A 22,585-nucleotide genomic window follows, 5' to 3' on the forward strand; every position below is an offset into this window, starting at 1 on the left:
TTTTTCTTGCAAAAATTTATTTATATTTCAAAAACTTTTTGAATAACTTCTAAAATATTTGACATCTTAAGGACCCTTAAGTCCTTATAATTTTCTTCTTTTACGCTGGCATATTTAGAGATGTATGCCTTTTTAAAGCCCATTCTCTCAGCTTCTTTAAGTCTCACATCCAGGCTTGGCACATTTTTTAGTTCGCCAGTTAGTCCCACATCGGCAATGAAAACTGAATTTGCTTCTACGGGCTTATTGAGAGTAGATGAAACAATAGAAATCATTACAGAAAGGTTTGAGGCTTGCTCCTTTACCTTAATGCCACCAGTGGACTTGACTACAATGTTTTTGTCCAAAAATTTTATGCCTGCTCTCTCTTCCAAGATGGAAACCAGTGTGTTTAAGTGCTCTCTTCTTATAGATTCAGAAATCCTTGAAGGATAAGGGAGAAAGGTCTTTGATGCCAATGCCTCTGTTTCTAAAATTATTGGTCTTGTGCCCTCTCTTATAACAGATAGGGATGAACCTGCCACAAGATCATTTGCTGATCTTTTAGTCATAAAATATTCTGAAGGGTTGTCAATGGATATCATGCCCTTTTCAGTCATGGAGAAAAATCCAATCTCGCCAGTAGAGCCATACCTATTTTTTGTCGCCATTAGTGACCTTAAATCTTCTGATGAGTCGCCTTCGATGAGTAAAACTGTGTCCACTAAGTGTTCAAGGCTTCTCACACCTGCAAGTTCGTCTTGCTTAGTCATTTGTCCCACAAGAAAAACCATGCGAGGCTTTTCTATGTCCTTGGCAATTTCAGTCATCTTATAGGCGCATTCCATAGTCTGGGTTGGCGTGCCAGGTCTTTGCGGAAATTCGTCTAGGGTAAAAGTTTGAATTGAATCAATTATAATCATCTGTGGGTCAATTTTTTCAACTTGATCCAAAACCGAGTTAAGGGAAGTCACTGAATAAACCCAAATGTTATCAGAGAGCTTATCTAAAATTCTCTCTGCCCTCATTTTTATTTGCGTCTCAGATTCTTCTCCCGAAGCATAGAGAACTCTCATGCCCTTATTTGCCAAATCATTTGCCACTTGCATTAGTAGAGTTGACTTGCCAGTGCCAGGCTTTGCAGTTAAGATGCTGACAGAATCTCTCACGATTCCGCCGCCCATTACCCTATTAAATTCTTCAATGCCAGTCATAACTCTCTCGTCAGAAGAAATTTCAACTGCCTGAAGTTTTTGTGCATCTTTTTTTATTTTTTTGCCTTTAGAAGGAGTCCTTTCACTAGACTCCTCCTCTTTTTCTTCTAGGGTGTTCCAAGAACCACAGTTGGGACACTTGCCAAAGAAGCCCTGGGAAATATATCCGCACTTACTGCACTGATACACTATTTTCTTTTTCATTTTTCGCCTTTTTAGTCCTCTTAACTTTTTCTATTTGAATTTTTTTGTACTTTACATCAAGATTGATTTCGTCGCCCTCTTTAATCTTTCCGTCTAAAAATTCGTCGGCAATCCTATCTTCAATTAATTTTGTAATAGTCCTTTGAAGGGGTCTTGCACCAAATACCTTGTCATAGCCTTCTTCAACTAAGAAGTTTATGAGTTTATTTGAATAATTTGCCTTTATTCCCATTTCAGAAAGTCTATCACTTAATTTATCAAGCATATTCTTAACAATTTCTTTAATTTCAGTCTTTTCAAGAGTCTTAAAGATTACTACATCGTCAACTCTATTCAAAAATTCAGGCCTAAACTTTTCCTTTAAGGATTCATTTATAATTTTTTTCATATTTTCATATTCGCTCTTCTTAACAGAGCTTTCTGAAGTTGAAAAACCTAAAACTGAATTTTTGGCAAGAAGATTTGCCCCTGCATTAGAAGTCATAATTATAACTGTGTCCTTGAAGTTTACAGTCCTGCCCTTGGAGTCCGTTACTCTTCCTTCGTCTAAAATTTGTAGCAAGATGTTAAAGATGTCTGGGTGAGCCTTTTCAATTTCATCTAAAAGAATTACTGAATAAGGGTGAGTCCTTACAGCTTCAGTTAGCTCGCCACCTTCTTCGTAGCCAACATATCCTGGAGGTGAACCCACAAGTCTTGAGACAGTGAATTTTTCCATGTATTCAGACATGTCAAACCTAATCATATTTTCTTCCTTGCCAAATAAATTTTTTGCAAGGCTCTTAGCTAGGTAAGTCTTACCTACGCCAGTTGGTCCCACAAATATGAAAGAGCCAATTGGCTTGTTAGGGTCCTTAAGGCCAATCCTTGACCTTTTTATTGCCTTGGCAAGAGTTTTTACAGCCTCATCTTGACCCTTCACATCTTCCTTTAATTTTTCGTCTAAGTCTCTTAACTTTTCAGTTTCTTCTGCCGTCATTTCAGTTACAGGAACCTTTGACCAATCAGATACAATCTTTGCAATAAGTTCTGGCGTAACTTCTTTTTTTGCTTCCTCTTTTTGGAATTTTTCTATTTCTTCCTTGTATTTTTCTTCTAGCTTTTTTTGTTCATCGCGAAGATTTGCTGCAAGCTCATAATCTTGATTTTTTACTGCTTCAGATTTTTTATTTTCAATATCTTCAAGTTCCTTTTTGTACTTTTCTTCAAATTCAGGAACCTTGTAGGATTCAATCTTTAACTTTGAACTAGCCTCGTCAATTAAATCAATTGCCTTGTCTGGCAAAAATCTGTCATTTAAATACCTGTCAGAATATTTTACTGCAGCTTCAATAGTTTCATCTGGGATTGTAACATTGTGGTGGTCTTCGTAAATATTTTTAAGTCCCTTTAAAATCTTTATTGAATCCTCAACACTTGGCTCATCTACCATTATTGGCATAAGTCTTCTCTCAAAGGCTGTGTCCTTTTCGATTTTCTTTCTGTATTCAGAAATTGTCGTTGCCCCCATAACTTGAAGAATGGACTTAGTTAAAAGTGGCTTTAAAATATTTGAGGCGTCAAGAGAACCTTCAGCTGATCCTGCACCAATAATCACATGCATTTCGTCAATAAATAAAATAATATTTTTGTTTTTTGCAGCTTCATTAGTTACATTTTTTAGTCTTTCTTCAAAGTCTCCTCTATACTTAGAGCCTGCTATAAGCTGAGAAATATCAAGAGTTAAAATTACCTTATCCTTCATTAATTCTGGCACATTTCCTGCAACAATTTCTGCAGCAAGTCCTTCAGCTATGGCAGTTTTACCAACGCCAGGCTCACCAATTAGGACAGGATTATTTTTTGTCCTACGAGATAGAACTTGAATTACTCTCTTTATTTCCTTTTCTCTACCAATTACTGGGTCGATTTTTCCCTCTTCAGCCTTTTTATTTAAGTTTGTAGTATATTTTTCTAAGGCTTCTGAAGAAATTTCTCTGTCTTCATCATCATAATCCTCATAGTCTTCCATATTGTTTAAAATGTCATTTTCAAGACTCATAATGTCTATTCCAAGTCTTTTTAAAACTAAAATGGCAACACCTTGACCTTCACGCAAAATTCCAAGAAGAAGATGTTCCGTTGACACAGCAACCTCTCCCATTTCTCTTGAAACTTCAAAGGCAAGCTCAAAAATTCTCTTAGTCCTTGGTGTGTAGGCTATGCTTGACACAAGAGGTCCTTGACCGCTACTTACAATGTCAAGTGTTGCTTCCTTTGCCTTCTTATAATCTATGCCAAGCTTTGATAAAATATGAGCACCTGAGTCAGTTCCTTCCCTGATAATTCCCAGTAAAATGTGCTCTGATCCTATATATGAATGCCTTTGCTCTCTGGCTTCTTGCTGAGCAAAGAGAATTGCCTTTTGCGATTTTTCACTAAATTTTCCAAACATACTCATTTGAAAACCTCCTTCATGAGGGCTCTTGCCTTATTAGCCCTTAAAATATCTCGCGACTTAAGGTCTAATATTGCTCCTCTCTCAATTTGCAAATGTCCATTTCTAAGTTTTTTAATCTCTTCATAAAAATCAAAATCTCGATTTGCTTTTAAAATGGAAAGCTCAATTCCGAGATTAATTGTAGACATGGACTGCATCATCTCTTCTTCCGACAACAACCTTGCATGGGCAAGAACTCCAAAGGCTCTGTTTACCATATCCTCAAGAGTCATTATGTTGTCTAAATATAATTTTTTTCTATTTTCCCTTTCAACATCGGCGATTTCTCGCGCAATGATTTTTAATTTTTCTATATAAGACTTTTCCTCTTCGCCAAAGGTTGACTCAAAGGAAAGAGTGTAAATGCTTCCCAGTGCCTTGTTAGAGCTGTCCCTATAAGAAGCAAGGGTGTAACCAAGTCTTGATAGACCTCTTGCAATCTCCTCGATGCCAAAATAATTTAGGGCAGGCAGATATAAAAGTACAATGGGCTTTAAGCCTGTGCCAGAATTTAAAACTCTAGAACTTAAATAACCAAAGCTTGGATCAAAGGAAAAATTAATTTTTTCTTCTAACTTTTCTTCCAAGGAATAAATTTCTTCGTATAAGTCCTCAAGACTTTTTGTCCTTGAAAAAGCTTGCAAATCAAGGTGTTCTCCTGAATTGATTAAAATGTCTGGACTATCTTTTTTTTCGTAAAAGCCAATATTTTCTCTTTCAATAGATTTTTTACCAAGCCTTCCATTTTCCACATATTCAAGTTTTTTTAGAGAAGAAATATTATAAAGGTCTATTTTAGAGTAGCCCAAATCACTTAAAATTGGGTCTAGGAAGTCTAGATTTCCCCTTAATTCTTCATCTGTCATTGTGTTTACAAACTTTTTGCCGTCAATATTTCTATATAATTTTAATTTATATCCTAAAATAATTTTAGACACTGACATCTTCCTTTAACTTCTTTATTTCGTCCCTTATTTCTGCTGCCTTTTCATATTCTTCCAAATTTATGGCAAGGTCAAGCTTCTCCTTTAAATCCTCAAGTTTTCTGTTATAAACTAGATAACTTTCTGCATTTTTTGGAATTTTTCCCCTGTACTTTAAATTTATATTAAGGGCGTTTAAATACTTTTTAATTTCGTCTCCAAAGGAATCATAACATTTTGGGCAGCCTAAAGATCCTGTTGCCTTAAGTTCACGAAAAGATCTACCGCAGTATTCACAGCTTATGTCATCTTCTTCATTGTAGGAATTTGCTGTAAACTGAAAAATATTCTTTAAAGCATTTTCAAGTTGAGGAATAATATTTTGATACCCCTTAAAGTCTCTTTTAAATTTTTCTTCAGCACAAACTTCGCAGAGATGCACTTCTTCTATTCCATCGTCCTTTATCCTTGTATAGGAAATAACTGATTCTCTTTCCTTGCAAATATCACATAGCATGATCTTCCCTCCTAACTAAAAATAACTAGGAGCATATTTTTTAATAAATCTGCCCTAAGTTCATTTTTATTTTCACACTCACTAAGAGCCCTGTCTGAGAGAGCAACTTTCATAAGTTCCATCTCCCTTTCAGTCACTTTATTAAGTCTTAAAAGTTCCTTTAAAAGTTCATCAGAATTATTTTTTGTAATAGAATCTCCTATAAAACTTAAAAAAGTATCAATTGTATCTTCATCATCTTCAAATTTAACCTTTACTATCCTAATGTAGCCTCCACCGCCACGCCTTGACTCCACATAGTAACCCTTAAAGGGTGTGAATCTTGTAGTAAGGACATAATTAATTTGCGAAGGCGCACAGTTAAAGTGGTCTGAAATTTTTGATCTTTGTATCTCAAGAGCTCCACCAGATTCAAAAATAAGTTCATTTAAAAAATCTTCAATGGAGTTAGAAAGCTTTGCCATAGTACACTTCCTTTGACTATCTTTGTCTTTTAAATTATAAAAATCTGACTATCTTTTACTATTTCTAGTATAAAATAAAATATATATTTTGTAAAGTATTTAGTTTCGTAACTTTTTAAGCTTATATATTTTTTGTTGTTTTTAAAGAATCATTACTTTAATTATTTTATTAAAAAATTAAGAAACTGATTCATATAAATAATATATTTTTTCAAATGAAAATATCTGTTGGGATTTTACTCACCAACAGATATTTTAGAGCAATTTAATTTTTTTTTACTTATTTATGACTTTTTCTCGTTCTAGTTCTAAAATAGAAAATGTTCCTTTTGGAATACCACTTTTAGAAGAGAAATCTAAATCTTTTTTTGAATTTTTTGTATCAGTAATAAGTACATAACTACTATGTTTTTTAGAAGTATAAATTCTCAAACTCACATCAGAAACTCTTACTGCAATACGCGCATTCTCATTATCTTCATTAGAAAATATTAATAAATAATCAGAATCCTTATTTGTTGTAAATTTAAAACCCTGTTCTTCCATAATCTTGTTGCTTACTATAACATCTTTTAACTTATATTTGTACAAACTATCATAAGTTAAGTCCTTAATAATTTTTTCATAGTTTGGTTTTTCATCACAAACATCTATGTTAAAATCATAATTTTCTTTTTTTGAATTTAAAAAAGAAAATCCACACATAATTGACACAAGAGCCAAAGATATCAAAATTAATACAATTTTTTTAGTTTTCATTTTTATCCCCTTTCTATAAGATATAATGTTACCTAACTAAATTATAAAACTATCAATGTTGCTTTTCAATATCTTTAATTTTTTTATAATAAAAAAGGTTGAGCACTTAAGCCCAACCTTTAAAAATTTATTTTATTTTTCTGTTTTTCTTTCTTCAATAATTTTTTCTGCAATATTTTGTGGAACTTCTTCGTATCTCACAAATTCCATGCTGAAAGTTCCTCTACCTTGAGTTAAGGATCTTAAATCAATTAGATAAGAGAAGAGTTCAGCTTGTGGAGCTTCTGCAATTAAAATTTGTGTGCCATCATTTTGTTGGTCCATACCAAGGATTCTTCCACGTCTCTTGTTCATGTCGCCCATTACATCTCCAAGATAGTCATCTGGAATTGTAACTTCAACCTTCATTATAGGTTCAAGAAGAACTGGACTTGCTTCTTGCATTCCCTTCTTAAAAGCAAGGTTAGCTGCAAGTTTGAAACTCATTTCGTTGGAGTCAACATCGTGGTAAGATCCATCGTATAGGACAGCCTTGAAGTTAGTTACAGGATAGCCTGCAAGAACTCCTCTTTCCTTTGACTCAATAATTCCCTTTTCAACTGCAGGGAAATAGTTCTTAGGAACTGCTCCACCAAATACTTCTTCATCAAATTCAAATTCTTTATCAGATGGTTCAAACCTAATCCAAACATCACCGTATTGTCCTGCTCCACCAGATTGTTTCTTGTGCTTACCTTGAACGCTGGCAGTCTTTCTAATTGTTTCTCTATAAGGAACAATAAATGGAACAATATTTACTTCAACCCCATAAGTGTTCTTTAATTTGTCTAAGATTACATCAAGTTGAACCTTGCCTTGACCACCAATAGTCATTTGTTTAGTTTCAGGATTTCTTTCAATTACAAATGTTGGGTCTTCGTCCTTGATTTTCTTTAGAGATTGAGAAAGTTTTTCTTCGTCGCCCTTAGTCTTAGGCTCAATTGCGTAATATAGAACTGGAGTAGAATATTTTAATTTTTTGTATTCAACCTTGTGGTCCTTGTCGCAAAGAGTGTCGCCTGTAACAGTATTTGCAAGTTTTGTTGTTGCACCAATATCTCCTGCATAAATTTCATCTATTTCAATTTGTTCCTTACCTCTCATGATGTAAAGTCCGCCAAGTTTTTCACTTGTATCAGCATTTACATTGTAAAGAGCTGTGTTTTTATTAACAATTCCAGAGATTACCTTGAAAATAGAAATTTTGCCAAGGAAGGGGTCAGAAATTGTCTTAAATACAACTGCAGCAAAAGGATCTTTAGCTGAAACTTTTCTTTCTTCTCCATCATTATATCTAAAGCCTTGATTTGCACGCTCATCATCTGGTGCTGGCATATAATTTACAATTGTGTTTAATAAAATGTCAATTCCAATTCCCTTTTCGCCACTTCCTACAAGTAGTGGAACAGCGTCACCTTCAAGAAGAGCTGTTGTAACTCCTCTTAAAAGATCTTCTCTAGTGAATTTTTCTCCAGAGAAATATTTTTCCATTAAAACTTCATCAGAACCAGCAACAACTTCTGCAATTTCTTCATACATTCTTTCAGTTGCCTTAACTTGGTCGTGGTTAAGTTCAGTTTCTTGTGGCGCAGAGTTTACATATTTGTATCCCTTTTGGAAGATAACATCAGTAACACCTACAAAGTGTTCACCTTCGCCAATTGGAACTGAGAAAGGAATAACTTTTTTACCAAAGGAAGCTTCAAGTTCGTCCATTAGCTTTCTAAAGTTTACATTTTCTCCGTCAATTTTATTTATAAAAATAATTCTTGGAAGACCAATTTTTTCTGTGTATTTCCAAGTTCTTTCTGTACCTACTTCAATACCCTTAGTTGCATCAATTACCATGATTGCAGCTTCACTGGCTCTTAGGGCGCAATGAGCTTCTCCCACAAAGTCAAGATAGCCTGGAGTATCTATTACATTTACTTTATAATTTCTCCATTCAATAGGAATAATTGATGTTCCAATGGATGTTCCTCTGTCCTTTTCTTCCTTTGAGAAGTCGGAAACTGTATTCTTGCTAGAAACATTTCCAAGTTTTTGTGTAGCTCCACTTTGGAATAACATAGCCTCTGTTAGGTTTGTCTTTCCGGAGCCAGAATGTCCTACGAGAGCAAGATTTCTTACCTTATCTGTTGTATAAACTTTCATACTTTCCTCCTGTTATGTAAATTTTTTGAAATCGTTTCGATGAATAAATTATAACATAGATTTTGCCATTTGAAAACTGTGTAAAAATATCTATTTAGGGTAATAAAATTTTGAAAATATATTTTTATAAATGAATGAGTGATAAAATGAATTTCAAATTTTTTAAAAAAGATAATCTTCCCTACATAGTTATTATTTGCCTATCTTTAATCATTGGCTACCAGTATTACGATTCTCACAAAGTTCCAGATGAAGCAAATGCCCTACTTAAGATAAAAACTTCAAGCCTTGATTCTAAAGAAGTGGACAAAAAGGATTTGAAGGACCCCCAAATAGAATCGGAGGAAGAAAATAAAGAAGTTATGGTTCACATCTCTGGCGCCGTAAAAAATCCTGGCATTATAAAATTAGATTCATCAAAGAGAGTTGTAGATGCTCTTGAAAAGGCTGGTGGCGCAACAGATGATGCTGACCTTGATAGGATTAATCTTGCCGCAAAGCTTCACGACGAAGAAAAAATTTACATTCCAAAAATTGGTGAGCTCCCAAAAAATGAAATTGCTCCTCTTATGTCTTCTGGTTCAGATTCAAAGGCTTCTGAAAAAATAAATATTAACACTGCCGACTCCGCTGAACTGCAAAAAATTCCTGGCGTTGGAGCAAAAACTGCTGAGAAAATTATAAATTATCGGACACAAAATTCTTTTTCATCAATTGAAGACATAAAAAATGTAGATGGAATTGGCGACAAAAAATTTGAATCAATTAAGGACTACATATCAACTTATTAGATTAAAAATTTTTAAAGGCTCAAAATAAAAAATAAAATCACTGGTAAAGCACAAAAAAAGCTCAAGATAAAAGGATAATCCCATTAATCTTGAGCTTATTATTTTAAAAATTTTATCTTCTTCTTTGATTTTTCTTGTAACGATTCTTTCCTGAACTTGCAATGCCAATTATCAGTGCAAAAATAAGTGAAACTAAGCCAGAGGAGACACCAATTACAAAAATAATTAAATTATCCAAACTATCTGGGTCAAAAAGTTTATTGATTACCATAAAAAGTGAAATAATCCCAATAAAAACCAAGGCAAGTCCTGGTAAATATTTTATAAATTTTAAATCTCTAGCTGCAAAGTTAACTATAAAGGTAAGAACAACTCCAATTAAAATTGCGCCAAAAGTTAGGAGCAAGTAAGTTGAGTTTTCCGTAACCAATTCCATTATTTTATTCATTTTACACCTCATTTATTAGATGACAGCTCTTGTTGCCAAATATTTGAATAACGACCCGTTGCCCACTCTGTCATAATTGTTGTGGCCTCGTTACCTATTTCTCTTTCGAAAATTGCTTCAGGAAGAATATTGCCATCCTCTATATTATATATTTTTACAAAATTATTTTCCAATGTTATTAAAAATTTATTGTCAGGAGATACAAAACCATCCTTAATGCCTGGCTTAAAGTTTTTAATTCGGCTCATAGGAATATTCATCTCGTTGTATTTATTTACATCATAGGGCAAAACTAAATTCAAATCAAAGTCAGAAAACTTACCTTCTTCTGTCTCCATTCTTCCCTTTAATTTCCAAAAACCATTGTCCCTATAAATACCAATATTGTAAGGGTCCTTTTTTAGGGCTTCAAGGTTTTTGCCCTCAGCCTTTAAATCTTCATCGGATAAAAATTCCTTGTAGCTAATTGGATTTTTTTCTTCTAATTTATCTAATTTGTAGATCCTTAAATAACTCTTATTTGTTTCTCCATCTAAACTTTCCAAATTGACATAATTATTGGTGATGAAGTTTATTGTCTTTAAAGTATTTTCTTCTTTAAGCTCCTCTAAGTCATTCTTAATTACATCTTCATCATCTTTTCTAAGTTTAGAATTTTTAAAGTCTTTAATTATTACCTTATCTGTAGTTTCCTCTTCCTTGGATTCTCTTTGAACGCTAATTTCAGAAAAGCTGTCATTTCTTGGGAGAATAATATTGTTCATCTCATAGACATTTTCTAGTTTGGAGTCAGAAAATTTGATGTAGAGAGTTTTGTAGTTCCAAGTTGGAATATTTGAGTCGCTTTTACTTTTAAAGCCAATTAAAAATCCCTTGTCGCCGTTGTAGTCAAACAAGCTTCCCCTTGCCAATACTTCGTCCTTTTTAGCAAGTATTAAATTATTTAAGTCATCATTTTTTATCTTGTCGTCAACAAGTTTAATTTCAAGTATAACTCCATTGTCAAAGAGAAGAGCAGTGTTCTCACTAGTCTTTATAACTTCATAATAAATGCTTCTGCTTGACTTTGAGTCATAGATATAAGTTGTGTAGACATCAGAATCTTCAATGCCCAGGCTCTTATAATCTAAATTAAATTTTTTGTAGAGGTATTGAGATAATTTAACATACTTAGTCTTATACTCAACGCCCTTTATATAATCATTAGCAAGGACAACTTGGTCATTGGAAAAGTAAAGGTCTTCGCCAATAATGTCCTTAAATAAAAAGTTATCCTGATTAATTTTTTTATTGTAAATAAATTTTGTAATAGTCCACTTGCCATAAATTGGCGATTGTCCCATGACTGGGGCTTCAATATTAGTGCCCTGAGATGTCAAAAAGGAGCAGCCAGTCAAGAAAATCAATGAAATTATTAGATATAATTTTTTAATCAATTTTATCACCTACTTCTTTTGGTATCTCAAGAGGTAGACTTACCTTAACTGTAGTGCCAATATTTTCTTCAGAGAAAATTTCCAAGTTGCCCTTGTGAAGTTTTGTAATTTCATCACTTATAGATAGACCAATACCGCTGTGGCTCTTTGAGTGTTTGCCCTTATAAAATTTTTCCTTTACATGGGAAATTTCTTCCTTAGTCATTCCCATGCCATTGTCAGAAATCATCATGTGAACAAAATTATCTTCCTTTGCCATTTGAAATTTAACCCAGCCCTTGTCTGATGTAAATTTAATTGCATTGTCAAGTAAATTTATTAGTAGCTGTTTAATTCTATTTTCATCGGCATAAATAAGGACAGCTTCCTCTGGAAATTCTGTTATAAATTCAATATTATTGGACTTTGCACGAGGTCTCATTTGTTTTGAAACATCGATACAAGTTTGTGAAATGTCAAATACTTCCTTGTCAAGAGTAATTCGTCCAGAAATATATCTTGAGAAGTCCAAAAGCTCTTCAACCATTTTTGCCAGTCTATCGGCTTCATTTTCAATTATATTTAAGCCATCTTCCATGAGGTCCTTTTCATCTTCCTTGGCATCTTTTAAGACAACTGCCCAGCCCTTAATAGATGTAAGTGGCGTCCTAAGTTCGTGAGAGATAGAAGATATAAATTCATTTTTAATCCTATCTTTATTAATAATTTCATCGCTCATGGCATTTAAAGTCTTTGCCAGCTCTCCTATTTCGTCATCCTCATAGACTTTTGCCTTTTCTTCATAGTTTCCCTTTAACATGGTCTTGGCAACTTCTGTAAGCTCAAGTATGGGCTTTACAATTGATTTTGATATAAGAAGTGAGGCCATAGTTGTAACTAGGGCAACAAAAAGTGTAAAGATTAGAAGTGTTATACCAGCCTTTAATATGGCCTTATTTGCTTCTTCCATGGAGGAAATAAATCTTAAATAGCCAATATTTTCTCCATCAACATTTTTTATGGCGCCAGTGACAGACATAATAGACTCGCCAGTTTGTGCATCTTCGCCACGCCATGTTTTTATCTCACCATCTTCTGCTGCTAGGACATCTCCTGTCTCTATGGGATTTGAGGAAAGCTTACCAATGGAATCCAAAAGTAGTTCTCCCTCATTGCCTAAAATTTGCACCTCGGCATTTGTATTTGAGAGGAAGATGTCGCTGTCTTCGTAGATTAAATCTTCAATGGACTTGTCAGAATAATCTCTCCTATAAATTTCAAGAGAAAGTTCCATTCTTGAAATTAATTCCTTAGAAATATTGTCGTAGTAAAAAAAGCTAAAGGCAAAGAGCAAAAATATATCTATAATTGAAATTGTAATTAAAATAACTATTAGAAAACTTCTAACTAATCTTTTTCCAATTTTATTTTTCAATTACAGACACCTCTTATTTCCATCTGTATCCTGTTCCCCAAACTGTTTCAATATAATTTGGCTTGGCAGGGTTAGTCTCAATTTTTGACCTAAGTCTTCTAATGTTTACATCAACAATCTTTGAATCGCCTAAAAAGTCATCGCCCCATACAAGCCTTAGAATTTCATCTCTAGTCATGGCCTTGCCTGGATTTGTCATAAATATTTTTATAATTTGATATTCAGTAGGCGTTAGCTCTAGCTCCACATCTTCCTTATAAAATTTTCTTGAGTAAGAATCTATTTTAAAAGGAGGGTCAATAATTAGATTGCTTTCCTTAACTTCCTCTGGTTCAAGTCTTCTCTCAATAGATTTTATTCTTAGAGTTAATTCTGTAGGATTAAAGGGTTTTGTAAGATAATCGTCTGTGCCATATTGTAGACCCATAATCTTGTCATAGTCCTCTGCCTTAGCAGTTAGCATAATTATTCCAAGACTTTGAAATTCTCCTCTTAGAGTCTTACAAACTTCAAAGCCGTCAATGCCTGGTAGCATAATGTCAAGTACAACGATATCAGGCCTTTCACGCCTTGCCACTTCAATTCCCTCTTCGCCGCTTCCAGCTTCAAAAATTATGTAGCCTTCTCTCTCTAAATTTATTTTTACAAATTTTCTTATTGATTCTTCATCTTCAACAAGCAATACCTTAGTTTTCAAAATATCACCTCTTACTGCTAATTATAAATAAAATCCACTCCAAATTCAATTGAAGTGGATTTATTAATAAATTTTTAATAATTAATAATAGTTAGGAGCTTCTCTAGTAATAGTAATATTGTGTGGATGAGATTCAGCAAGGGAAGCTTGAGTGATTTTAACATACTTAGCTGTAGCTCTTAAAGTTTTTAGATCCTTTGCACCCATATAACCCATGGCAGACTTAACACCACCAACAAGTTGGAAGACAATGTCTCCTACAAGTCCCTTGTAAGGAACTCTACCTTCAACTCCTTCAGGAACATACTTAGTAGTTCCGCTTTGGAAATATCTATCAGATGATCCTGCACTCATAGCTCCAAGAGAACCCATGCCTCTGTAGGCTTTAAATCTTCTACCTTCAACAAAGATTTCTTCTCCTGGTGACTCATCAGTACCAGCAAAAAGTGAACCCATCATAACAACATTGCCGCCAGCTGCAAGAGCCTTAGCAACATCGCCTGAGAATTTGATACCACCATCAGCAATAATTGGCACGCCATATTTTTGAGCAGCCCTGTAAGCTTCCATAATGGCAGTAATTTGTGGAACGCCAATACCAGTTACAACTCTAGTAGTACAAATTGAACCAGGTCCAATACCAATCTTTACGCAGTCAGCACCAGCTTTGATTAAATCTTCAGTTCCTTCATAAGTTGCAACATTACCAGCTATAAGTTGAATGTCTGGGAAGGCATCCTTAATATTTCTTATAGTATTTAAAACATTTTTAGATTGGCCATGAGCTGTGTCAATTACAAAAACATCAGCCTTTGCCTTAACTAGGGCTTCGATTCTGTCAAGAACATCCTTTGTTGCTCCAACAGCAGCACCAGTTATTAGTCTTCCAGATGCATCTCTTGCAGAGTTTGGATATTGTTCGTGTTTTTCTATGTCCTTAATAGTTATAAGTCCCTTTAAGACATTGTCCTTATCAACAAGGGGAAGTTTTTCAATTTTATATTTTTTCAAAACTTTTAAAGCTTCATCAAGGGAAATATCTGGAGCACCAGTAATAAGTTTTTCAGAAGTCATGACTTCGCTAATTTTCTTAGATAAGTCAGTTTCAAACCTAATATCTCTATTAGTAATAATTCCTTCCAAAACTCCCTTTTCAGTTACAACTGGGACACCGCTAATTCTGTATCTTTCCATAAGTTCAGAAGCATCCTTAATTGCGTGTTCCTTAGTAAGTGAAAATGGATCAGTTATTACTCCATGTTCAGATCTCTTAACTCTATCAACTTCAAGAGCTTGGTCTTCAATAGACATATTCTTGTGAATAATACCAATTCCACCCTCTCTTGCCATGGCAATAGACATTCTGTGTTCAGTAACAGTGTCCATACCTGCAGACATAAGTGGTATGTTTAACTTGATTTTTTCTGTCAAGTTTGTAGACAAATCAACTTCGTTAGGCAAAATTTCTGATTTTGCTGGCACAAGTAAGATATCGTCAAATGTTAATCCTTCTCCAAAAAATTCCATATTCCCTCCTGATTATTAAAAATTACTCTACTTCCTTAACTTTTTCTTTCAATTTATAACTAATATTTTCGTCAACTAGTGTAACCTTATCTGGCAAAATCAATCTAACTCTGTTGTCACCCTTTTTAATATTGTTAAAATTAATAGGTCGAGTTTCGATAAAATTAATAGAATCAATTACATCAGAATTTCCTCTAATTGTAACAGAAGCTGGCTCAATTGAAAAGTCATTTATTGCAATATTTTCTGTAGTATTTTCATTGTAAACTAATTTAATAGGAACGGTCTTGCTCTTTAAAATAGGAACATCGACTTTTACAGTGGCAGGTGTCACTGTAACTTCCTTTATAACTTTTCCTGAATCGTCATAGGCATAAATTTCTGCATCTACACTTGTAGTTTCAGTTAATTCTGTAACATCAATGTGAGCTTCCACTTTACTTATTTTACTTATATAAGTGCTTGCTCCCTTTAGGACGACATCAAAGTCCTTATTGATTTCTCCAACAGATAGACCTCTTTCAGGCTTATTTTTTGTAACTATATCAACCTTATGTTTTTCTTCCAAAACTTTATCTATTTTAAAGGGAATCCTTCTAGGAGATGTATTTACCACAGAAATACCAAGGTCAATATAAGAAACATTTATGGGAACAGAATGCTCTCCTTCACCTAACTTGCTTAAATCCACCTTAGCCACAATACCATCTCTTGTCACATTTCTCATATAAGAATTATAGCCTTGAAGTTTGACATCAACAGTAGATTCCTTTGGCGAAATAATCGTCAAATTATTGTCCTTTAAATGAGACAAGCCGTCATAAGTGACTTCGATGTTTTTAAAATTTGATGAAGTTATAAAATTTGCCTCGCTCTTTACATAGGACCATAATATAATGGCAAAGACAAGAGACATAATTTTTATCATTAAACTTTTGTCATTTTTAAAACTTATCTTTTTCATTATTATCACCACGCTTTGCGAAAATAGTTCTCGCCCTGTATTCAGGACTGTAAATCTCAAGAAGTTTCGCTTCAAGAGTTTCAATGTCCAAATATCTTGAGATAACGCCATTTTCTGCAGTAGAAATAGTTCCGTTTTCTTCAGAAACCATAATACTTAGACAGTCAGACTTTTCGGAAATACCAATTCCAGCCCTGTGCCTTGTGCCCAGTTCCTTAGAAATTTTTTGATTGTCAGATAGGGGCAAAAAGCAAGCCGCCGCCTTTACCTTAGACCCCTTAATAATAACTGCCCCATCGTGAAGAGGCGTGTTAGGAATAAAAATATTTATAAGTAGACCACTGCTGACAAGACCATTAATCTCTGTACCAGTTTCAATAACTTCAGTAAGCCCTACTTCCTTTTCAATAATAATAAGGGCGCCAATTTTTTGTCTGGCAAGAGACGCCACAGCAGAAATAATTTCTTCAACAGTTTCTGGGACAACTTCCTTGTTTTGACTAAAATTATTTTTAATACTAGAAGTAAGACCTAAGTATTGTAGACCTCTTCTGATTTCCGGTTGGAATAAAACTATAATGGCGACTATACCATCATTGATGAATCTCGTGAAAATCCAGTTTACAGTGTAAAGTTGGAAAAACTGTGAAATTTTTATAAATAATAAAATTAAAAGAATTCCCTTAAAAACTTGTTCTGCTCTAGTATTTCTAATTAATTTTAAAATGTAATAAATTAACATTGTGACAATTAAAATGTCCACTACATCTCTTAAATTTATCACATTTAATAAATTATTAAATTTATCCATTAGGCACCTTCTTCCTAGTAATTAAAATTATTGCAAAAAATAAACCAAGGGATATTAAAATATCCCCAAGGCTAATGACCTTGGAAGGTCCAATAAATCTCTTTAAGTATATGAAGTCCGACAAGAAATAAAGTTTGGGATTGTCAAAGACTCCGTGGCTTAGGCTTCCGCCCATGTAAATAATTTTTATAACCCTCTCATTGTCTATTTTCATTAGGGCTTTGGCCGCTACTGGCATCTTTCCATTTGCCATTACTGGAAGGGCATTTAAAAAAGTCCCAAGACCACAAATTAAAAGTCCCAAGTTTTTATAATTTGAAAAAAATGAAAGACTAATAAGTAAGAGGGATAGGATATGAAAAATTGTAAAGTTTCTTACGAAAAAATCAGCAAGACTTCCAAAATATCTTCCCGTTATAAAATTTATAAAAATCATTATAAAAATTCCAATAAAGGCAAGATAGAATCTTTTGAATTTAAAATTTATTAAATTATTTAAGTCCTTGTTCTTCGTAAAAAATAAAACAAGAAAAGCTAAAATAATTGCCTCTAAAATCATATCATCACCTTAATTTATAATATCACAAATAAGATTCCTTGACATAAATTCCAAAAATTTTTCCTTCTAAATATTATAACACAAAAGAATTTCCAAGATAAATTTTTGAAGACAATAAAATTTTGTAGTGGAGTTTATTTAAGAGCATTTGTTATTTCTCAAAATTTCAATTATACTCGATATAAGAAATGTGAAAGGATGATAAAAATGTACAAATGCCCAAATTGTGGTTCAGAATATGGCTATAGTGATAATATTGCCTATCATTGTCCAGAATGTGGACATACTTCGACTGATCTTTGCCTGGAAAAGGAAAAAGTCCTAGACTCCAATGGCAACGAATTAAAAACTGGCGACTCCGTAATAACTATTAAGGATTTGAAGTTTGGCAAAGGAACTATGAAGAGAGGGACAAAGATTAATAATATTAGAATCCTGGAAGAAGAAGTAAATGGTCACGACATCGAAGCAAGGGTAAAGGAGTTTGGCGGAATTTATTTAAAATCTTCAGTAGTAAAAAAATCATGACTAGCAGTGAATTATCACTGCTTTTTTTTGTGAAAACTTCCTAGTAAGAAATATTGAATGGGAAAAATTTTCAATTAAAAAATAAATAGGAATTAAGAAAAAATTAGTGGCGAGAAAAAAATTAGGGATCAACAAAAAATTACATATTAGCAAAAAGTTCACTCAAGTTTGAAAAATTAAGAATCAAGAAAAGTTTGGTAATTAGTAAAAAATTATGGCATAGCAAAAGATTTACTCATACATAAAAAATTAGCGATAAACAAAAAATTAAGTATTAGCAAAAAATTTGCTCATGCTTAAAAAATTAGGAGTCAAGAAAAATTTGCCAATTGCTGAAAAATTAGGAATGAGAAAATTTTTAAGGATAAAGAAATTTTTATGCATCTCTAAAAAAATATGACTTAAAAAGAATTAGGACAGCAAAAAAATACCACCTGCATGCTTTTAAAGGTGGTAAAACAAAAAGTAGTTAAAATGAAAAAACCGCTCGTATCGGCTTAGGTGGTTTTTATATTAATAACACTAAGGCGACCCCTTCTTCTGCCCTGTGGCAAATAAGGGTGTCCTCATTTACATACATAATATCATTCAGCACTCAAATAATTAAATAAACCTAATAGTCTTCTCTTATTTCAAAGAATATTTTGTGCCTCTTCCCTTTCCTCTTTTAATGACATAGCCCTTGTCCATCAAATCATTTAACACATTTAAAACTTTATTTTTTCCAAATCCAGTATCATCAGCTATGGCAGAACTAGGAAGAGATTTATTCTTCAATGCCCTGTAAACCCTTGTCTCATCTTGGCTTAAATTTTCCACACCAAAAATAAGAGGCAATCTAACTTCAATAGAATTATCAAAAATTTTAAAATAAGGATTTTTCTCGTAATTTTTATAAGCTTCTTTAATTCTCTTAATTCCTGTTCCAAAGCTCTCAATGATGTTCAATCTGAAAAATATATTGCCAATAATAGGATTTCTCATAACAGAAATTTGTCCGTTAAGATACTCCTCCTCGCTTATACCAGTTGGCAAACCACCTGGAGATACAATGGTGATAGCATCTTTCTCCATAGAAACTTGAATATAAGAATTAGTCATCCAATCCCTGTGGACCAAGGCGTTGGCGATAGCTTCTCTAAAAGCATTCTCTGGAACAAGATCGACTCTCTCACGATAAGAACCCTTAATATTTTCAATTTGATAGTATTCCCTATACTTTTCAATACTAGTGTCAAAGGCTTCAAGAATTGAAATATTCTTTAGTTGCAAGCGACTCAAAATAGTATTTTGACTTTCCCCAAACCTCACAATATCAATTAAATTGTCATCATTCTTATCAGCAAATAAGGAACCAGCGTTAGTCAAAAAATTATTTTTATCAACTAATTCCAAAGTCTTTAAAATATCATTGTTTATTTCTTTTATTCCTACAATTTCTTTAAATTTCTTTTCAAGATAAAGAAAGCTGTAGCTCTCTTTCTTAGAAGACAGAGAATCATAAGACTTATTTTGACCTTCCACAATTAACCTTTTGAGTTCCAAACTGTCAATCTCAACAGTGGAAGAATCATTCCTCTTATAAGATTTTGACTTGTAAAAATATGGCTTCTCATCGCCTGGATGGACTTTAAGCTTAATAAGATTTTCTTTACAATCCATTTCGATTTCAAAACTTATTTGAGGTGATATAGAATCATTTATCTTATTTTCAATAGCAATAGCATCGGATTTCAAATTCGTTAAACCCACAGACTTGCCATTATCATCTACGCCGAATAAAACTTCGCCACCATCATAATTGGCAAAGGCGACAACTGACTTTAAAAAAGAATCGGAAATTTTTTCCTTAAACTCTAAATTGCGTGTCTCTCTCATAACTCCTCCTGAGTTAATTATATACAATAACAAGCGCAAAAACAAACGTAAAATTTTGCGTTTGCTTTTGCGTTTGAAATAAAACGTAGTTCATAAATCTTATCATGAAATTACTTTTCTAAATATATTTATGAGTTTTTTTAGATAAAAAGTATCATCTTTTGAAATTAAATCTTTTATCTTTTTTCCTTCCTTTTCCCTTACAACATTATTAGCTAAAATATTTTTGAACTTCTTGTCCATTTTAGATGTTACAAAATAATTATCAAGTTTTAATATTATTTTATCATTACATAATTTTATTTTTACTGCCAGTACACTATCACCATAATCATAAATATTAGCAAATTTAAATTTGTTTATACTAAAAATTTCAAATTCCTTATTTAATTTGGGATTTACATTTCCAAAAGATATAAAAAACGCGTCATTTATAAAAAATATAATCGTTATAATGTAAGCAATAATATATAAAGTAATTACAAAATAATCCCATTTTAATATGCATTTAATAATAATCAAAAAAATCAAAATGCCAAAACTTTTAAGTAAAAATTTCAATAATTCTTTTATAACTGCAATTGAATTATTACAATTAGAATTTAACTTTTCTCCTATTATAATACTATATAAAAATGAAGGAAATCTTATAAAAAAAATAAAAACCGTAAGATAAACAAATTTTATTAAAATTTTTATTTTATTTGTAGAAATGTCTTTTATCATGATTACTTTTTCTGCGTTAAATACAATATTAAATATTATAAAATTTGCTACAAAAAAAAGTACTAAAAAAGAAAATAACAGAAAAATACTTTCAAAAAAATCCTTTTTCTTTAATCGTGAAAAATACTTTGTTGGTATTTTGTAATACATATAGTAATTATAAGAAATAAAATATTGAACAAGTGCTTGAATTATTATTGTTGAAAAAGTTATTATCTTAATAATCCCTACAACAATTTCTATTAAATCAAAAGATTTTGTACTGTTCACCATAAAATTTAAAAACATATTCTCAATCCTCTCTTAATAAATAATTTTACGAAATTTAAAAAATAAAATAATTATAAAAATTTTTATTTAATAATTAAGTTTATTTATAGATTTAACATATATTATTCATATTTCAATTTTTTATTAAAACCATAATTACCATCCCCTTTTAATTTTGCATCAAAATAAAAAAATCTTTCATATAGAATATACCTGAAATCTTATATTTTTTTAGATCTATTATAAAATTCTTAAAATTATTTAAGCCTAGATGACTTATTCTATATTATTCCTATTAAAAAAGTATTTTTAAGAATTTATTCTAGAATATTTTACATATTAGTTAAGTAATTCAAAAATAATCTTTTTAAATTTTACTTTTACTAATATTCCTATTGAGAATATACCAAATAAATTCACATATTTTTAAATTTCAAAAAACTTTTTAAAGTTCTTACATTTAATGTAACTTAAACTAAAAAATTATTTTAGAAACTTAGAAAATTAATATCTACTAATATATAGGATTTTAATTCAAACAATATTCCTACAATATAAATACCTTAAAATCAGAAATATTTTTTATTTTTTGAAAATCCATTTTTAAAAGTAGTTAAGCTAAGAACTTTTACCTATGATAAACATAACTGAAAATTTAATATTTTTTAGATTTTTTGCAAAAAAATATAAATAAATTTCACTTCACTTTAATAATTACTTAATCAAAAGAAAAATTATATTGAAAATAAAAATTTTTTTTTCATCAAAAAAGGACTCTGCCATATAGGCAAAGTCTAAAAATATGTAAAAGAAAAGACCGATTGCTCGGTCTTTCTTTATTGCACAACTTATCTTCTAATATAAATTGTAGCACTCTTATCATTTTGGTTCCATTCAATGTCTTGGTTTGTACCGTCAAGAGTATGTCCGTTAGTCATACCAAATACATTGGCAACATTTGTTACAGAAACAAGAATTCTGTCCTTAATGTTAAGTGGTTTAGAATCCATCTTGATAATCTTTCCATTAGAAAGCACTATTTCATTTCCGTCGATTTGAATGCTTGCAGTCAAACCGTTCTTAGTGAATCTTGCTGTTCTAGTAGAGTTATCCCATTCAACTTCTGCTCCAATAGCTTCTGCTACATATCTTAGTGGAAGCATTGTTCTGTCGTTTTGAAGAACAGGAGTTACATCCATTGTGCGTTTAGTTACAACGCCATTTCTTACTACATCATATTCATAGTCGTTGATGCGGAATACATACCATAATGTGTCGTGAATTGGAGTAACTCTCTTTTCTGGTTCTGCATAAACAGAGATTGTTGGAACATATTCATGTCTGTGTCCACCTGGGAAGTAATACCAGTCGTCTCCTGGGATATACCAGTCGTCTCCAGGGTAACCATTTCCATTGTCGTCTCTAAATATTTTGTGACCATTAACATCTACAATAACTGTAGTGCTTCCGTCTGGAAGGTCAGGGTCAATAATTGTAACTACAATAGGTCCATCTACATTAGTTCCTGGAGTAACTTCTACTTCTCCATTATTTGGATTTATTACTACTGGTATATCTTTTCCGTCTTCGTCCTTAGCAGTAACTTTTGTATCACCGTCAGGATTATTAACAACTACGCCAGTTCCTTGTTTGTCATTTGTAGGATCTACTGGTTTTACGTTTGAGTTGTCAACTGTTGTTTTGTCTCCTGCAGGTGTTTCACTATTATTATCGTCTACACCTTTTGTATGACCTTCTACTGGTACTTCAAATGTTTTGTCTTTATCAAAGTCGCCATCTTTTA

At 32.3% G+C, this 22,585-nt stretch carries 20 protein-coding genes; 2 read left to right on the forward strand and 18 right to left on the reverse strand.

The features are described from left to right. Positions 1 to 20 precede the first annotated feature (20 nt). The 7 genes from radA to fusA all read right to left on the reverse strand — a co-directional run bounded on the left by radA (position 21) and on the right by fusA (position 8,732). Positions 21 to 1,397: a DNA repair protein RadA gene (gene radA / locus Q0U74_RS03290; protein WP_297392677.1), complete on the reverse strand. Its 1,377-nt coding sequence runs from the start codon at positions 1,395 to 1,397 to the stop codon at positions 21 to 23. After that, a complete protein-coding gene (locus tag Q0U74_RS03295; protein WP_297392678.1) occupies positions 1,366 to 3,837 on the reverse strand; it encodes an ATP-dependent Clp protease ATP-binding subunit in 2,472 nt (823 codons plus the stop codon). The genes radA and Q0U74_RS03295 overlap by 32 nt, the downstream gene beginning before the upstream one ends. Then, on the reverse strand, positions 3,834 to 4,814 hold the full coding sequence (locus Q0U74_RS03300; RefSeq protein WP_297392679.1) for an ATP--guanido phosphotransferase: 981 nt from the start codon (positions 4,812 to 4,814) through the stop codon (positions 3,834 to 3,836). The genes Q0U74_RS03295 and Q0U74_RS03300 overlap by 4 nt, the downstream gene beginning before the upstream one ends. After that, complete coding sequence (locus Q0U74_RS03305; protein ID WP_297392680.1) at positions 4,807 to 5,316, reverse strand: UvrB/UvrC motif-containing protein; 510 nt, start codon at positions 5,314 to 5,316, stop codon at positions 4,807 to 4,809. The genes Q0U74_RS03300 and Q0U74_RS03305 overlap by 8 nt, the downstream gene beginning before the upstream one ends. An 11-nt stretch (positions 5,317 to 5,327) precedes the next feature. Continuing rightward, a complete protein-coding gene (locus Q0U74_RS03310; protein WP_297392681.1) occupies positions 5,328 to 5,780 on the reverse strand; it encodes a CtsR family transcriptional regulator in 453 nt (150 codons plus the stop codon). A gap of 276 nt (positions 5,781 to 6,056) precedes the next feature. Then, positions 6,057 to 6,539 carry a hypothetical protein gene (locus Q0U74_RS03315; RefSeq protein ID WP_297392682.1) on the reverse strand — a complete coding sequence of 161 codons (483 nt, stop codon included), beginning with the start codon at positions 6,537 to 6,539 and terminating at the stop codon, positions 6,057 to 6,059. A gap of 132 nt (positions 6,540 to 6,671) precedes the next feature. Then, positions 6,672 to 8,732, reverse strand: coding sequence for an elongation factor G (fusA, locus tag Q0U74_RS03320; protein ID WP_297392683.1), 2,061 nt, complete (start codon positions 8,730 to 8,732; stop codon positions 6,672 to 6,674). Positions 8,733 to 8,878: 146 nt separating this feature from the next. Between fusA and Q0U74_RS03325 the strand changes: the two genes are divergently transcribed. Continuing rightward, a complete protein-coding gene (locus tag Q0U74_RS03325; RefSeq protein WP_297392684.1) occupies positions 8,879 to 9,523 on the forward strand; it encodes a ComEA family DNA-binding protein in 645 nt (214 codons plus the stop codon). Between the two features lie 112 nt (positions 9,524 to 9,635). On the opposite strand, the gene Q0U74_RS03330 is transcribed toward Q0U74_RS03325, so the two are convergent. The 8 genes from Q0U74_RS03330 to Q0U74_RS03365 form a co-directional block, all read right to left on the reverse strand. Further along, a complete protein-coding gene (locus Q0U74_RS03330) occupies positions 9,636 to 9,971 on the reverse strand; it encodes a cytochrome C biosynthesis protein (RefSeq protein WP_297392685.1) in 336 nt (111 codons plus the stop codon). An 8-nt stretch (positions 9,972 to 9,979) separates the two neighbouring features. Then, entirely contained in the window at positions 9,980 to 11,407 is a 1,428-nt protein-coding gene (locus Q0U74_RS03335; protein ID WP_297392686.1) for a hypothetical protein, read from the reverse strand. Continuing rightward, positions 11,400 to 12,821, reverse strand: a complete 1,422-nt coding sequence (locus Q0U74_RS03340) for a cell wall metabolism sensor histidine kinase WalK (protein ID WP_297392687.1) — start codon at positions 12,819 to 12,821, stop codon at positions 11,400 to 11,402. The genes Q0U74_RS03335 and Q0U74_RS03340 overlap by 8 nt, the downstream gene beginning before the upstream one ends. 13 nt (positions 12,822 to 12,834) lie before the next feature. Next, on the reverse strand, positions 12,835 to 13,518 hold the full coding sequence (locus Q0U74_RS03345; protein ID WP_297392688.1) for a response regulator transcription factor: 684 nt from the start codon (positions 13,516 to 13,518) through the stop codon (positions 12,835 to 12,837). Between the two features lie 81 nt (positions 13,519 to 13,599). Next, positions 13,600 to 15,045 (reverse strand): IMP dehydrogenase, encoded by a 1,446-nt coding sequence (gene guaB, locus Q0U74_RS03350; protein ID WP_297392689.1) that lies wholly within the window; start codon positions 15,043 to 15,045, stop codon positions 13,600 to 13,602. A gap of 22 nt (positions 15,046 to 15,067) precedes the next feature. Next, positions 15,068 to 16,009 (reverse strand): YbbR-like domain-containing protein, encoded by a 942-nt coding sequence (locus tag Q0U74_RS03355; RefSeq protein ID WP_297392690.1) that lies wholly within the window; start codon positions 16,007 to 16,009, stop codon positions 15,068 to 15,070. Next, on the reverse strand, positions 15,990 to 16,820 hold the full coding sequence (gene cdaA, locus Q0U74_RS03360) for a diadenylate cyclase CdaA (RefSeq protein ID WP_297392691.1): 831 nt from the start codon (positions 16,818 to 16,820) through the stop codon (positions 15,990 to 15,992). The genes Q0U74_RS03355 and cdaA overlap by 20 nt, the downstream gene beginning before the upstream one ends. Continuing rightward, positions 16,813 to 17,379 carry a DUF5317 domain-containing protein gene (locus Q0U74_RS03365; protein WP_297392692.1) on the reverse strand — a complete coding sequence of 189 codons (567 nt, stop codon included), beginning with the start codon at positions 17,377 to 17,379 and terminating at the stop codon, positions 16,813 to 16,815. The genes cdaA and Q0U74_RS03365 overlap by 8 nt, the downstream gene beginning before the upstream one ends. A 207-nt stretch (positions 17,380 to 17,586) precedes the next feature. On the opposite strand from Q0U74_RS03365, the gene Q0U74_RS03370 reads away from it, so the two are divergent. After that, a complete protein-coding gene (locus Q0U74_RS03370; RefSeq protein ID WP_297392693.1) occupies positions 17,587 to 17,907 on the forward strand; it encodes an alkylphosphonate utilization protein in 321 nt (106 codons plus the stop codon). Between the two features lie 627 nt (positions 17,908 to 18,534). Here Q0U74_RS03370 and Q0U74_RS03375 read toward each other — a convergent pair. The 3 genes from Q0U74_RS03375 to Q0U74_RS03385 all read right to left on the reverse strand — a co-directional run. Further along, positions 18,535 to 19,785 (reverse strand): RNA-binding domain-containing protein, encoded by a 1,251-nt coding sequence (locus Q0U74_RS03375; protein ID WP_297392694.1) that lies wholly within the window; start codon positions 19,783 to 19,785, stop codon positions 18,535 to 18,537. A gap of 102 nt (positions 19,786 to 19,887) precedes the next feature. Beyond that, entirely contained in the window at positions 19,888 to 20,799 is a 912-nt protein-coding gene (locus Q0U74_RS03380) for a hypothetical protein (protein WP_297392695.1), read from the reverse strand. Positions 20,800 to 21,629: 830 nt separating this feature from the next. Then, a partial coding sequence (locus tag Q0U74_RS03385; protein ID WP_297392696.1) for a stalk domain-containing protein occupies positions 21,630 to 22,585 on the reverse strand: 956 nt, incomplete at its 5' end.

The sequence above is a fragment of the uncultured Peptoniphilus sp. genome (assembly GCF_946998875.1).
Lineage (GTDB): Bacteria > Bacillota > Clostridia > Tissierellales > Peptoniphilaceae > Peptoniphilus_A.